Origin of the sequence: Shigella sp. FC1967 (assembly GCF_001743005.1) — a bacterium.
Taxonomy (GTDB): domain Bacteria; phylum Pseudomonadota; class Gammaproteobacteria; order Enterobacterales; family Enterobacteriaceae; genus Proteus.
This window is the reverse complement of record NZ_MIIZ01001409.1, coordinates 1-12,570: the sequence shown is the minus strand read 5'-3', so window position 1 is coordinate 12,570 and position 12,570 is coordinate 1. Positions and strand designations below refer to the sequence as shown.

At 40.9% G+C, this 12,570-nt stretch carries 13 protein-coding genes and 1 pseudogene; 11 read left to right on the top strand and 3 right to left on the bottom strand.

Annotated features, from left to right (window positions below; translation table 11 throughout):
* Nucleotides 1–171: 171 nt before the first annotated feature.
* The 7 genes from BHE89_RS22540 (at nucleotide 172) to BHE89_RS22515 (ending at nucleotide 6,329) form a co-directional block, all read left to right on the top strand.
* Nucleotides 172–753, top strand: coding sequence for an ORF6N domain-containing protein (locus BHE89_RS22540; RefSeq protein ID WP_069366904.1), 582 nt, complete (start codon nucleotides 172–174; stop codon nucleotides 751–753).
* Nucleotides 750–923, top strand: coding sequence for a hypothetical protein (locus BHE89_RS24055; protein WP_165906921.1), 174 nt, complete (start codon nucleotides 750–752; stop codon nucleotides 921–923). The genes BHE89_RS22540 and BHE89_RS24055 overlap by 4 nt, the downstream gene beginning before the upstream one ends.
* Nucleotides 923–1,297, top strand: coding sequence for a hypothetical protein (locus BHE89_RS22535; RefSeq protein WP_069366905.1), 375 nt, complete (start codon nucleotides 923–925; stop codon nucleotides 1,295–1,297). Before BHE89_RS24055 ends, BHE89_RS22535 begins: the two co-directional genes overlap by 1 nt.
* Entirely contained in the window at nucleotides 1,284–4,052 is a 2,769-nt protein-coding gene (locus BHE89_RS22530) for a DUF927 domain-containing protein (RefSeq protein ID WP_069366906.1), read from the top strand. Before BHE89_RS22535 ends, BHE89_RS22530 begins: the two co-directional genes overlap by 14 nt.
* Nucleotides 4,053–4,372: 320 nt before the next feature.
* Entirely contained in the window at nucleotides 4,373–4,816 is a 444-nt protein-coding gene (locus BHE89_RS22525; RefSeq protein ID WP_286139176.1) for a ProQ/FINO family protein, read from the top strand.
* Between the two features lie 75 nt (nucleotides 4,817–4,891).
* Nucleotides 4,892–5,095 (top strand): toxin-antitoxin system protein, encoded by a 204-nt coding sequence (locus BHE89_RS22520; RefSeq protein WP_069366907.1) that lies wholly within the window; start codon nucleotides 4,892–4,894, stop codon nucleotides 5,093–5,095.
* A 190-nt stretch (nucleotides 5,096–5,285) separates the two neighbouring features.
* Nucleotides 5,286–6,329: an Abi family protein gene (locus BHE89_RS22515; RefSeq protein ID WP_128860784.1), complete on the top strand. Its 1,044-nt coding sequence runs from the start codon at nucleotides 5,286–5,288 to the stop codon at nucleotides 6,327–6,329.
* A gap of 454 nt (nucleotides 6,330–6,783) precedes the next feature.
* On the opposite strand, the gene BHE89_RS22510 is transcribed toward BHE89_RS22515, so the two are convergent.
* Nucleotides 6,784–7,203 carry a hypothetical protein gene (locus BHE89_RS22510; protein WP_069366909.1) on the bottom strand — a complete coding sequence of 140 codons (420 nt, stop codon included), beginning with the start codon at nucleotides 7,201–7,203 and terminating at the stop codon, nucleotides 6,784–6,786.
* Nucleotides 7,204–8,128: 925 nt separating this feature from the next.
* On the opposite strand from BHE89_RS22510, the gene BHE89_RS22505 reads away from it, so the two are divergent.
* From BHE89_RS22505 to BHE89_RS26660, 4 genes are all read left to right on the top strand, one after another.
* Nucleotides 8,129–8,332, top strand: coding sequence for a hypothetical protein (locus tag BHE89_RS22505; protein ID WP_458694255.1), 204 nt, complete (start codon nucleotides 8,129–8,131; stop codon nucleotides 8,330–8,332).
* A 528-nt stretch (nucleotides 8,333–8,860) separates the two neighbouring features.
* Nucleotides 8,861–9,133, top strand: coding sequence for a hypothetical protein (locus BHE89_RS22500; protein WP_286139175.1), 273 nt, complete (start codon nucleotides 8,861–8,863; stop codon nucleotides 9,131–9,133).
* Nucleotides 9,134–9,324: 191 nt separating this feature from the next.
* Nucleotides 9,325–9,786 carry a Panacea domain-containing protein gene (locus tag BHE89_RS22495; protein WP_069366911.1) on the top strand — a complete coding sequence of 154 codons (462 nt, stop codon included), beginning with the start codon at nucleotides 9,325–9,327 and terminating at the stop codon, nucleotides 9,784–9,786.
* Nucleotides 9,786–10,223 (top strand): hypothetical protein, encoded by a 438-nt coding sequence (locus BHE89_RS26660; RefSeq protein WP_069366912.1) that lies wholly within the window; start codon nucleotides 9,786–9,788, stop codon nucleotides 10,221–10,223. The genes BHE89_RS22495 and BHE89_RS26660 overlap by 1 nt, the downstream gene beginning before the upstream one ends.
* A gap of 902 nt (nucleotides 10,224–11,125) precedes the next feature.
* On the opposite strand, the pseudogene murQ reads toward BHE89_RS26660, so the two are convergent.
* Nucleotides 11,126–12,026 (bottom strand): annotated as a pseudogene (gene murQ / locus BHE89_RS22485) (N-acetylmuramic acid 6-phosphate etherase).
* Nucleotides 12,027–12,239: 213 nt separating this feature from the next.
* On the bottom strand, nucleotides 12,240–12,570 hold a 331-nt coding region (gene tnpA, locus BHE89_RS22475; RefSeq protein WP_128860783.1), incomplete at its 5' end, for an IS200/IS605 family transposase.

Sequence of the window (12,570 nt, the reverse complement as noted above, 5' to 3'; positions counted from 1 at the left end):
TACCTTGGAAGAAGTTGAACATATTAACGAAGAACTCCAAGCGTTGTTAATCCCACTGTTGACGGCTGTAGAGAACGAAGCTGATACAGATACGCATTTTCTACTGAGAGCAGTCAACCGTCTTGTATGTGCTCAAGAAAAAGAAATCACTCGATTGGTGGAGGTGATGAAATGAGACAGGTCACTATTAATGCCACCAGCTTAAGCCCATTCATGTATCAAGGTAAGCGAGTTGTCACCTTTGCCATGATTGACGAGGTACACCAACGCCCGAAAGGCACAGCAAGGCGCACATTCACAAAGCATAAACGCCATTTCATTGATGGAGTTGATTACTTTTTGTTAGGTCAGGACGTATTACGTCCACACCTTGATGAAAATATCACCAAGTACACACCTGAAATAATGGTATTGGCTGAATCTGGCTATCTCATGTTGGTTAAGCCATTTACCGATGATTTATCGTGGCAGGTTCAACGCTCAATGGTTAACAGTTATTTCCGATTGTCCGAGTTTCCCGAAATTAAACACATTCAGATCCCCACACTGGCGGAAATTGAGGCCATGCCAATTGGTGAGGCTCAGAACTTGATTAGCCACTTAGAGGCTGATTCTTATCAAGGGCACGGTAGGCGCGGCAGTTATGCCATGAACCTACGTCGCAAGGAGAAGAAAGCACTTAAACCAATGGTAATTGCCATTGAACAAGCCTCACAGCTACACATTCAGGATATGGAGGGTTATCGCTCATGAGAACGTTTCAAATTGCAGGGTATGGCACAACACCGAAAGGGTTAACGCTAGGTATTTGTAAGCAGGTGATATCTGCCACCCAGAAAGACGCTCAATCGCAAGTAATGCGAGAGGCGCAACGTGACGGTTTAACCGATATCCGAATTAACTATGTACGTGAGGTGAAGTAATGAGCAACGTTATCCTATTCAAAACCAAAGCGAACTCGCTTGATGATGCGCTGAAAGCCTTTGCCTTTGCTGTACTTAAAAGCCGCCCGAATGACTTTGAGGAATGTTACACCTACACAGAAACATGCCAAGGTCGCACGAACAAGCAACAAATTTCACCCATTGAGTACCTTTGTTTCTTAACTGAGGTTTGCTTTATTGAGCCGTTAATAGACCAGTTTGAGGAATACGAAATAGCCGCACTGGAAGCCTTAACCAAAGCGGTAGATTGTGGGCGTCTTACCCTGGAAGGCGAGGCGTTATATCAATCTATTTTAAGTGTGTCGCATGAAATGGCAGAACCAGCAGGAGGCGCAGAGAATGAAGCCGATTGATGTTATCCGTGAGGTGAAGCTGAAAGCTAACGGACAATGGCAAGCCATATTATCTCACCTTGGGGCAGAAGTGCCCCTAAACACGCACACAGCTTGTCCTGCTTGTGGTGGTAAAGATCGTTTTAGGTTCGACAACAAAGACGATAACGGCTCGTTTATTTGTAATCAGTGTGGTTCAGGTGATGGGTTGGATTTAGTGCAAAAAATATTAGGTGGCAGTGTGACCGAGGCAGCGTATGAGGTTGCTAACATAATTGGTATTGATACCCGTTCAGCGTGTCCATCAGCCTACCGTCGTTCTGAGATAAAAGCACAACAAGACGAGCTGAAAGCACAACAAGACGAGCTGAAAGCACAGCAAGCCGAAAAACAAGCTAACGAGAAGAGAGAGAAGCATAAACGCTTTATTGAACGGTATAACCGCACTATTGCCAATGTTCAACGTGGGAGATCTGACTATCTCAAGGCTAAGGGGCTGCATGGTTTTGAAATGGATTTATTACAGGACGGTTCTCTTATCATTCCATTATTGGACGCTGGTGGCGTTATTACTGGCGCGCAAACTATTAAGCCTAATGGTGATAAGCGTTTACTGTCAGATAGCTCAAAGTCAGGCAGTTATTACCCCATCAATGAGCCTGTAAACGTCTCTACGGTGATTATCGCTGAAGGATTAGCAACCGCCCTAACGTGTCACTTAATCCAACCAGAAGCGCACACAGTTGCGGCAATTGACGCGGGAAATCTCATTCATGTAGCTAAGGTAATGCAGGTTAAGTACCCAGAGAGCAAGATTATTATTGCTGGGGATAACGATATTAAGCCAGACCAAGACAATACAGGGAAATTAGCGGCAGAAAAGGCAGCTAAGGCGGTTAATGGTGTCGCTGTTTTACCCCCAACTGACGATAAAGCCGATTGGGATGACTACCGCCTATCACACGGTATTGAGGCGGCAAGACAGGCATTTAATGACCAAGTGAATCAGCAAGCAGGTGAAATAGTGGAAGCGAATAACGTGATCCACATTGACGCAAAAAAGAAAGTCAGACCTCACGATGACTTAGCCCCATTTTTTGATAAGCGTCATGGTGGTTTGTATTACATCGAACGCAAGCAAAACAATACGACGGGTGAGATTGACGAAAAAGAAACGTGGTTTTCGGATGAAATGGCTACGGTAGGTATTGGCTCTGATGGCAAAGACAGCTATTTAGTTATCGAGATGAAGCAAGAAGGTAGCAACCGCATAATTTATGAAGCCATTCCGAGACGTGAACTAGGTTCGCCTCAAGGGTGGGGGAGGTTACGCTCCCGTGGCGTTAATATTACAACAAAGCGTGGTCAATTGGATTTATTAGCTAACTACCTTCAACGGAAAGGAAAGCGCGACGAATGGACGATCACACATACCGCAGGTTGGCATGATGGAGCGTATGTGATGCCCGATGGTCATATTATTGGTACACCTAGCCGCCCTGTTGCCTTTTGCGGCGGAACGTCTGCCGTTGCGGGTTATATCGTCAGGGGAACCGCTGAAAGCTGGCGGAAGAATGTCGGTAATTTAATGAAAGGCAACCAATCTATGATTTTAGGTGGTTTAGTTGCGTTAGCTGCCCCACTGAACTCATTATCGGGCGGTAGCTCGTTTGGTATTCACCTATTCGCTCAATCCTCAGCAGGGAAAACAACGACTGTAGAAGCGGCTTCAAGTATCTACGGTGTACCTGATGAACTGAAATTAACATGGGATGCGACAAAGTACGGGTTAACGATTGAAGCCGCCTCTCGAAATGATGGATTTATGCCAATTGATGAAATTGGGCAGGGTAACGATGTGCGGCATGTGGCAGGAAGTGCCTACAGTTTATTTAATGGTACAGGGCGCATTCAAGGTAATAAAGACGGGGGAAACAAAGCAGTTTTACGTTGGGCGATTGTGGCGTTATCAACGGGTGAGGAAGATTTTGAAACTTACCTCATTCGTAATGGTGTTACCCCAAAAGCAGGGCAATTAGTGCGACTGGTGAGTGTGCCATTTACCGATACGGTCGAGTTTCACAGCCTTGATGATGGTGATTTGCATTCACGAGCAATAAAACGCGCATCAACGCAGCATTGCGGGGCAGTTGGTAGAGCATGGATTGAGTATTTAGCCAACAATCAGGACATGGCCAACCAGAAAGTGACCTTCAAAGAAAACGAATGGTTATCGAGTTTACCCGAAGAGGCATCACCACAGGTTAAGCGAGTCGCTACCCGTTTTGCCATGTTAGACGCTACCGCAGAGCTATCAGCCTCAATTACGGGTTGGGATAGTGGCGAATGTAGCCGATTTATTCGTAATAGCTTCAATGAATGGCTAGAGAACTATGGCACAGGAAACCGAGAAAAATACCAAGTCGTTAAACGGGCAAGGGATTTTATTCAACGCTACGGATTAAATCGCTTTCAGCCATACACCTATGGGAAGCGCAACGGAGATTTAGACCGAGTTTACGCAGGAAGAATAACAAACCTTGCGGGTTACTTGGTTTCTGGTCGCAGAGAGGACGGCAAGGACGAATATCATATTATCCCGTCAGTATTTGAAGATGAAATACTCTCAGGTATTCAAAAGAAATTGGGGGCGGAGGCGCTCGAAGAGGCAGGTATTTTAGTCAGACCGGAATCAGGGCGTGTAGACGGTAAAACTATCAGCATTAATGGTAGTCAGCAGCGATTTGTTGTCTTAATTGATAGTGAGGAAGAATAACCAGCCAGAACAGAATCCCCGTGATGAATTAAAAACGTTGGGATAAGTGGGATAACGGGATAAGAATTAAAAAAGATAATAATATTATTAAGTTAAGTTACTTCTATTTATCCCATGTTATCCCAAGTTACCCCAAATCAAATGATAACAATTTGTTACAGATGTTAATCAAAAAGCAAAGTTATCCCAAAAATAAAAAGTCTGGGATAAGAAATTGAGGTGTTTGGGATAAGTTAACTTGATGATATTAAATGAAAATAAGCAACTTATCCCGTTATCCCAAAGAAAAAATCGTTTTTCGCCTATAGAGAGATATTTAAATGAGCACTCAAATACTCACACTAAAACGTAAAAATCCACCAGTGACGAACACACCAAAAAGCAAACAGGTTAAAACGCCACAGGAAGCCCCACAGCAACCGAAGAAGAAAAACAAGGCAGACGTTCACGCGAAGAAGAAACAGCACCGCATCGACCGTATAGCGCAACACTGGACGCTATTCAGTGAGCCAGAAGCCAAACCGCTAATGATTGGCATCAAGGAAGCTATGATTGCTGAGGTTAAAGATAAAGGACTAGATATCCCAGAGAGCCACATTAAACAGGGATTACGGTCATACATCAGCCGCAAGGCTTATTTGAAAGCCCTTACTCTGGGCGGCAATCGGTTTGATATGTATGGGCAACCTAATGGAGAAATCACACCAGAACAGCAAGCCATAGCAGAGCAAAAACTCAAACAATGGTTAAAGCCGAAAAAATAGAAGGTAACACCGCCAGAGCATAAGCCGAGGCGGTAAACTTTGATACTTTCGTGAACAGTACGTGCGAGGGGAAATATGCAGAAAACAACCAAGAAAAAAACTAACCGTTATTTTAATGATGTACCGACAACACGCCTAATCGTAACGTGTGAGCAGTCAGTCATTGATAGGGTAGATATTCACATTAAAGCCGATAGAGTGACTAGGGGCAATCGTGCGGAGTTTGTGAGGCAAGCAATTATTGAGAAGCTGAAAAACGAAAATAGCACAAATAGCTAAACCGCTATATGTATGTGTAAGTGACATAGCTACAGCTATATATATTGTGTTTACGTTAAAAAACAGACAAACATTTACAAACCCATAATGACTAGCGCCCTAGACAAGATAAATATATTCAGTATTATTGATTCCAACAGTGCCCCTCATAACCGCTACGCAGAACGGAGAAATCTGGTTTGCGATACGTTTGGGGCTTTCTTTTATCTACTATTTGATAACTTTCCATGCTGCCATGCACCCTCTAAAACCTCATCTAACGTATTTAGACCAAATAAAAAAGCTAGAAAAACGAGGAATGAGCTTTGAGGATCTATCTCCAGAGCAAGCAGTAAAGAAAATAATGAATATTGGATATTACAGGCTATCTGGGTATTGGTATCCATTTCGTAAGTTAAAGTTAATCCCACCAACAGCACCCCACGAAGCTAGACGCGAAGAAACATTCCTTACAGGTACAACCTTTACAAAGGTATACGCACACTATTTATTTGATGTAAAACTAAGAAGCTCTATTTTTTATGGCATCGAACGAATTGAAACTTATCTCAAAGCAAAAATAGCTTACGAACTAGGTAAAGTATCTCCTACTGCTTACAAAGATAAGAATATAATTCAATACAAGCATCACTCCCGACATGATGTGTGGTTAGGAAAATTAGACTCTTTAATAGAGCGAAATAGTGATAAGGATTGTATACGATGGAATTTAGACAAGTATGGGGATATCCCTATATGGGCTATCGTTGATGTTTGGGATTTCGGCACAATGTCTCGCTTCTACGGAATGCTTGAAGATAAATACAAACATCAGATCTGTAAATCGCTTGGTTTTCTAAAGCCTAACTCAGCAAACGTAAGAGATGGACTGAAAACAGCATTAGAGCACCTTAATACAGTTAGAAACAGGTGTGCCCACCACGCGCGTTTATGGAATACCGATTTTTCAGACTCAAAAATTAGTATCGATGTGTTAGATAATATTGACTTAGCAGCCTCTCGCTTGTCTCCACAAAGCCCTGAGCTATCAAGAATGGCGGGTATCATATTTTTAATATGGAGCCTGACCAAGAGAATAAGTTGTAATTCCACATGGCTAAGTTCAGTAAATGATCACTTAGAAAAGCATCAGGGCGTTATTCCGTTTAATTCAATGGGATTCGATAACAACAATATCTCAGGATTAAAAAATCTATTGGATAAGGAAGAAGAACAATCAGCCCAAATCAAATAAGCTTTGATGATTTAGTGACACGTTATGAATGATGATTTTCGGGCACGTTAGCGGCTAGTTTTCGAATATTGTAGAAAACTGATTAAATCCTAAGAAATCCTAAGATTATTACTGGTTAGATGTTAACTATTGTAAACGTCTAGATGATAACATTTGATAACGTATTTTAGCCTATGCTACCTCACGAAACCTCACGTATTAATCCTAACAAATCCTAACGTTTTTGTGTTTAAGGCATCCGGTTATGCACGCTACACCTTAAAAATCTATAAATCATTTTGCGCACAGGTTCGCCCTCATGCGCAAAGTGTGAGTCAAGCTAAAGATAGGTATATCAAGGCGTTACAGTGGTTTATGCGCAAATTGGTTGTATAGAAATGTTAAGGTAACTACGCATTCAATGCTAAGATTTGCTAAGTTTTCTCACAATGAATGTTCAGTGATATGGAAATGGTTAGCCACTCAGCTTGCCAGAAATATCCTTATGACGCTTCCACGCCGAATAGATATCTTTATCCCACGCTTTACCGACTTTCGTTTGATACTCTGCCTCATTAATCCGTTCAGCGATAATACGCCCGTTATCTATGCCCTCTGATAGCACCAAATTAACCACAGAAACAACAGCAGACTCATTATAGGTATACGGTGGGATATCTGCCTTGCCAGTAATTAAAGACGCTACAGATGATTCTAGGCGTTCCACTAGAGATAACATACGAGCGTCAGGAATACTGTCTGGACGGTTTAACTTCTCTTTGATAGCGGAGACTATCCATGCTGTTTTATCACTACCAGAGTTCGATACAGCATCATTAAACAGGGTTTGTAGTTCAGCAGGGAGACGAAAGGCAACAAGATTAGATTTACTCATGGTAGTAGTCCGTTATTAACTCAGTGAGCGCTTATTATATCAGCGTATAACGCTGTTATACAGATTGGAAAATATATCATTGCTAGTGGATTTAACGAGTAATTCCATAGCTTAAAGTTAGGATAACTTACTGTAAACCAAGCAAAGCGTATTGTTGCGTCTTGTAACTAATTGAATACATGGCAAAGCTCAAAAGTGAGCGTAGCCTAATTTTATCAATAGAATCAATCAGCTCATTTTTGAGCCTGTATTAATCAATAAAATCAGTCTCCTCAAAATTGAGGCGGTATTAATAATGGTGATTATCGCCATAGTCGGAAAGGGTAACAGTTGAAATGCTACCCTCTAAGTTGAGGACGGCTTGAAATGAAGCGCTCATATCAAAACCACAAATCAGTGTTTTAGCTAAAGTAGCTAAATATTAGCCAGTACAGCTAATCACATAAACACAGTGGTACTATGTGATTTATTAGCTTTCAAACGTGAAGTATCCACTAAGGTATCCACCGAAAAGGCTATATTTTACTGGATACTTTACCCACTAAATGTTGACAATTGTTAACATCAGAACCTGACAAAACCTGACATCGTTTATTTATTTTAGGTGCGCAATAAATGCGTATTTAATTCTCGCACTTCGCTATAATTAAATAAAATCATGGTATTACATAAAAGTACGCAGAACGGTACGCAGCGAAATGATATTATTCGCATCGGTAACTATTTGATTTACCCAAGACCGTCACTTTGGGTTCGTACTGAAATAGCGTATTTCAATCTGCTAACGTGGTTGCCATTTTGACGGTTGCCGCTTTGGTTGCCAGCAAAACAGCATATTTTACGCTAGTGGATTGATAGCCTTTGATTGTTCCAACTCAGCACAATCAAGGTATGGCGGAAATGATCATCCCTTTGAGGTATAGCCATGTTACAACGTGAAGCAATAGAAGCTGTTATGATGGAATTAGCCCACCAGCAAGGGCAATCACTCAATAGACGCGATAGGTTAGCCATCAGAACAGGTGTAGCGCAGACGATACAGGCTAAAGAGCGTCACAGACGGAGAGTGACAGCGCACCTACATACCAATGGACGAAGCCAGCACCAAAAAGATAATAGGCCTCCTTGAAATTAAGGGGACGTGAGGCTCTGAAATCGGTGGCTCGTCACTGGCTGGCAATATTCTAATAATGGTTACGAGATAAAAGTAACCACAATGCAAATAAGCACTCTAAATAAATATCAATAAGTTATCTATGCTGAGAAATAAGATTACAACAAAGAGCTACGGCAAGATTACGGCAAGGTATTAACAATCAGGTTTCAAGCGGTCAATTTGACCGTTAGCAATAAAAACAATGTGTTGCCAACTTTTACCATTGGTCACTGAAACGATGACCAATGAGCGTTAATCCTGTTTTTGTGACAGAATTAAGTATTATCAATCAGTTGTATTTTGATTCCGTCGATTTACCGGAATTAAGCATAATCAACAGGTTATATCTACATACGGGATAATCCCGTATCATCATGGATAAATTGACGTTTAGATCACCCCTATCAGTTGGAATTATTATCCGATCTTCCAGAGTCCCATTAGCATTTTATTTTAGTCGATGGCTTATATTGTGATGGTATCAAGATGAATAAACCAAAAATGAGAAAAGCAAAGTTAATCAAGATCACCACATCAGGAACGGTAATAAAAGCCCCTGAGCGAGTTAAAACAGCGACAGGTAAAGTTATGGCCACGATGACTATTCAGGCTGAGAGTGACAAGCGTAGCCCGTACCCATTAAAGATAGTGGCATTCGATATTAACGCGCTGGAGCTAATGACCTGCCAGAAAGGAAACAAAGTAACTGCTACAGGTCGCTATGAATGGTTTAATGGTTATCAGCTAACAGGGGCGCAGATAGTTACTGCTTAGTAAAACTTAGTATTTAATCGAGCTTAGATAAGAGACATTTTAAGCATATTATTTGGCTATATAATGTCTAGCGAAGTCCAATAACGTCTAATGGAATCACAAAAAAGCATTTTTCTGATATGCTAAAAAAAAGTTTAATGACATACTGTGATAAACCAAGATATTTAATGAGACTATAAAGGAGTATTAAAATGGCTGTAGCGAACCTCAATAGCGTAGCTGATTACTTGCTGTGCTTTGCTCAGGAGCACGGCGATTTAATTACACCACTTAAATTACAAAAAATGGTTTTCTATGCTGATGCTTGGTATATGGCTCTAAATGATGGTGAGCAATTAATTGATGAGCATTTTGAGGCTTGGGTGCATGGACCTGTATCTCGTTCTTTGTATAGTCGTTTTGCTGATTATAAGTGGCGTCCAATTACCGAAGAGATTTCTTGTCCGCAAGATTTATCTGAGTCTGTCAAGGAACACTTAAATGAAATTTATGATGTTTTTGGTGGCTTTGATGCTTATGAATTAGAAAGAATGACTCATAATGAAGAGCCTTGGCTGAAAGCACGAGGTACAATACCAAATGATGAACCATGCACAGCTGTAATAGATAAGAATATCACCGCGAACTTTTATCGTAGAACTATTGATAAATAATGGCTAAGAAAAAAATAAAAGCCATACCACCACAAACATCAGCTAAGAAAATATCAGCTGGTGTTACTGTCAATGCTCCGCATACTATTAGTTTTTCTTTTAAATACTTAGATTATCAACATGATAAGTTTGGCTTTTCTGAGCAAAATACAAATTATTTCTGCAAGGTCATTGAACGTCTTAAAAATGTGTCCTCGCACACCGCGATAGAGTTACAATCTGGTCGTAGCCCTTCTTTAAAGGCTCATTGTATTGATTGGAGCACTACATCTGAACCTAAGGGTTTTCAAAACCTAAACGAACAATTCCAATCCTTTACACCCTACCAATTTGCGGTATCGAGGAATGAGCATGGAAGAATTCATGGTTTTTTCATTGGAGATATATTTCATATTGTTTGGCTAGACCCATCCCATCAATTATATCCATCCAAGTGATATACATGATGTTAATTACATCAATTTTGACGTTACGTTAACTTAAAGTCTTAGAAATCGTTGACATTACGCTGGTAGGCTTGCCTATATGCTTGACGTTATCGAAATATCACCCTTATATAAGTATTTTTCTATAAGTCCGAATTGATCACAACTAAATGAGTGTTAAAGCCAGTTGTATCAATACTTGCAGAATGGTTGATAGATAAAACATACGTCAACGTAACGTCAACAATATAAGGTGTTTTTTGTTGATCTAATGACGTATTTCTCTGTATTTATTCGTCTCTGAAATTTTAGCCTTATAGCTCACGGTAAATAGGCTATTTCTCCTCTTTAAACTAACCCAATATTATTAGACTAGCTCACAACTGACCCTCTTTAAGATGACCAGTTCAGCTAACCCGAAAATATCGGGGCAGTTCGAATAAGTCCACCAGCCTACCTATTCTATTTTGTACGCCTCATATTGAGGTGCGCAAATAATCACTGTCGTCGTTTAAAATCACACAAGTGTTAATTTTACGGTTCCGTTTGAAACGGAGTCGTGAAAAACGCGGTGAGATTACGGTGAGGGTTATTTCTGGTTGGCAAATCCACTAGAGAACACTATTTAATCAATTCAGCGGTACACTCCGATTTAGCGTGTACCCAAGGGTGTACCCCTAGAAAACATTGAATAACAAAAACCCAGTAACCATGCACTTTTAACCCGCCTACTCAATGAATAGATCCAATATTGAGTAAGATTTCTTAGCGGTTTACAGCCCATCATTAAGCCAGTCGATACCTTGTATTTGCTGGCTTTTTTGTTATAAAAGGCTTCTCATTTTATTTTGCAGATTAAAATTTGCACAGCTAAAATGTACATTAAATAATGTGAGAAAACCAAAACGATTTAATCACTCACCCAACGCCTTTCTAATAAATCCTTTATTTTGATTAAGCATCTGGGCGGCTTGAAGTGCATCTACCCCCGCTAAAATCATCAAAATCGCCGTTTTACAGTGACGCTGACATTGTGACAATGACGCTTCAGCGACAGATCTTTCACACTCAGTGGCTTGCATAACGATACGAATTTGACGCTCTACAAGCTTAGCGTTGGTCGCTTCAACATCCACCATTAAGTTACCAAACACCTTACCCATTTTGATCATCGCACCTGTCGTGATCATATTAAGAATAAGTTTTTGCGCCGTGCCGGCTTTCATACGTGATGAACCGGTAATAACTTCAGCACCCACAATCGGTGTAATGGCAATATCAGCAAGTTTAGCAATCGAACTTTCTGGATTACAGCTGATCGCCCCTGTTGTTGCACCTAATGATTTTGCATACTGTAAAGCACCGACTACATACGGTGTTCTACCACTTGCCGCAATACCCACTAAAATATCTTTCTCATTAAAATTAAGTTGGCGTAAATCTTGTTCACCTAATTGAATATTATCTTCTGCATTTTCGACAGCTTGTAAAATGGCTTTATGCCCCCCCCGCAATTAAACCAATCACCATGTCATGAGGTGTGCCATAAGTTGGAGGGCATTCACTGGCATCTAAAATCCCTAATCGTCCCGAAGTACCGGCTCCGCAATAAATAAGACGACCACCTAAAGAAAAAGCAATGGCAACTTTATCAACTAATTGAGCAATTTCAGGTAACACTTTCTCGACAGCTAATGGCACTTTTTTATCTTCATTATTAATAACTTTTAGCATCTCTAATGTTGAAAGTGTGTCTATATTTTCACTGTTATGATTTCTACTTTCAGTGACAAGATTGCTAAGGTCAATCGCCATATTGCTCTCCCAATACTGCTATTTATTTGATTAAGTCGAAAAAATAAACTGCTTTTATACCATTATTATTGGTAAGATTTTCAAAATCATTACACTCGGTACTCTAAATGACATTTATTAAATATATTTCGACCTTTATTAGCGAAAAACGTCGTAAACCCTCGCCCAGTGCGGGTGGGGATATAAGGCGAAAAGCCCGCAGGGCTTTAAAGATCAATCAGGCGTTGACTGGCTCTGAACGTAGGCTCTGAGTGTTTCAATCGTTGCCCCTCCGGAGCTACAGACAAAGTACGACCTTGACCACAAAAGTCCCGTTTTACTTTGTGTCCGTAAATGTGTGTTTTGCTGGCGCAGCAGGCGCGACGATACTGATTTCAGATTGTTGACCATCACACTGACCGCCAGTTTTGGCGGGTAAGCAACCAGCAGATGCACATGGTCAGGCTCAGGCTCTCCGTCCATCTCAATAATTTCGCATTCAAGTTTTGCCGCAGCGGAGTCAAATGCATCACGCAGTTGAGCGATCATCTGTCCGTCAAATAGC

Excerpts from the sequence above, each read along its gene's own strand:
- BHE89_RS22500 (WP_286139175.1), top strand. The coding sequence starts at position 8,861 with ATGAGAAAAGCAAAGTTAATCAAGATCACCACATCAGGAACGGTAATA.
- BHE89_RS22510 (WP_069366909.1), bottom strand. The coding sequence starts at position 7,203 with ATGAGTAAATCTAATCTTGTTGCCTTTCGTCTCCCTGCTGAACTACAA.
- BHE89_RS24055 (WP_165906921.1), top strand. The coding sequence starts at position 750 with ATGAGAACGTTTCAAATTGCAGGGTATGGCACAACACCGAAAGGGTTA.
- BHE89_RS22520 (WP_069366907.1), top strand. The coding sequence starts at position 4,892 with ATGCAGAAAACAACCAAGAAAAAAACTAACCGTTATTTTAATGATGTA.
- BHE89_RS22525 (WP_286139176.1), top strand. The coding sequence starts at position 4,373 with ATGAGCACTCAAATACTCACACTAAAACGTAAAAATCCACCAGTGACG.
- BHE89_RS22540 (WP_069366904.1), top strand. The coding sequence starts at position 172 with ATGAGACAGGTCACTATTAATGCCACCAGCTTAAGCCCATTCATGTAT.
- BHE89_RS22535 (WP_069366905.1), top strand. The coding sequence starts at position 923 with ATGAGCAACGTTATCCTATTCAAAACCAAAGCGAACTCGCTTGATGAT.
- BHE89_RS22495 (WP_069366911.1), top strand. The coding sequence starts at position 9,325 with ATGGCTGTAGCGAACCTCAATAGCGTAGCTGATTACTTGCTGTGCTTT.
- BHE89_RS26660 (WP_069366912.1), top strand. The coding sequence starts at position 9,786 with ATGGCTAAGAAAAAAATAAAAGCCATACCACCACAAACATCAGCTAAG.
- BHE89_RS22530 (WP_069366906.1), top strand. The coding sequence starts at position 1,284 with ATGAAGCCGATTGATGTTATCCGTGAGGTGAAGCTGAAAGCTAACGGA.
- BHE89_RS22505 (WP_458694255.1), top strand. The coding sequence starts at position 8,129 with ATGTTACAACGTGAAGCAATAGAAGCTGTTATGATGGAATTAGCCCAC.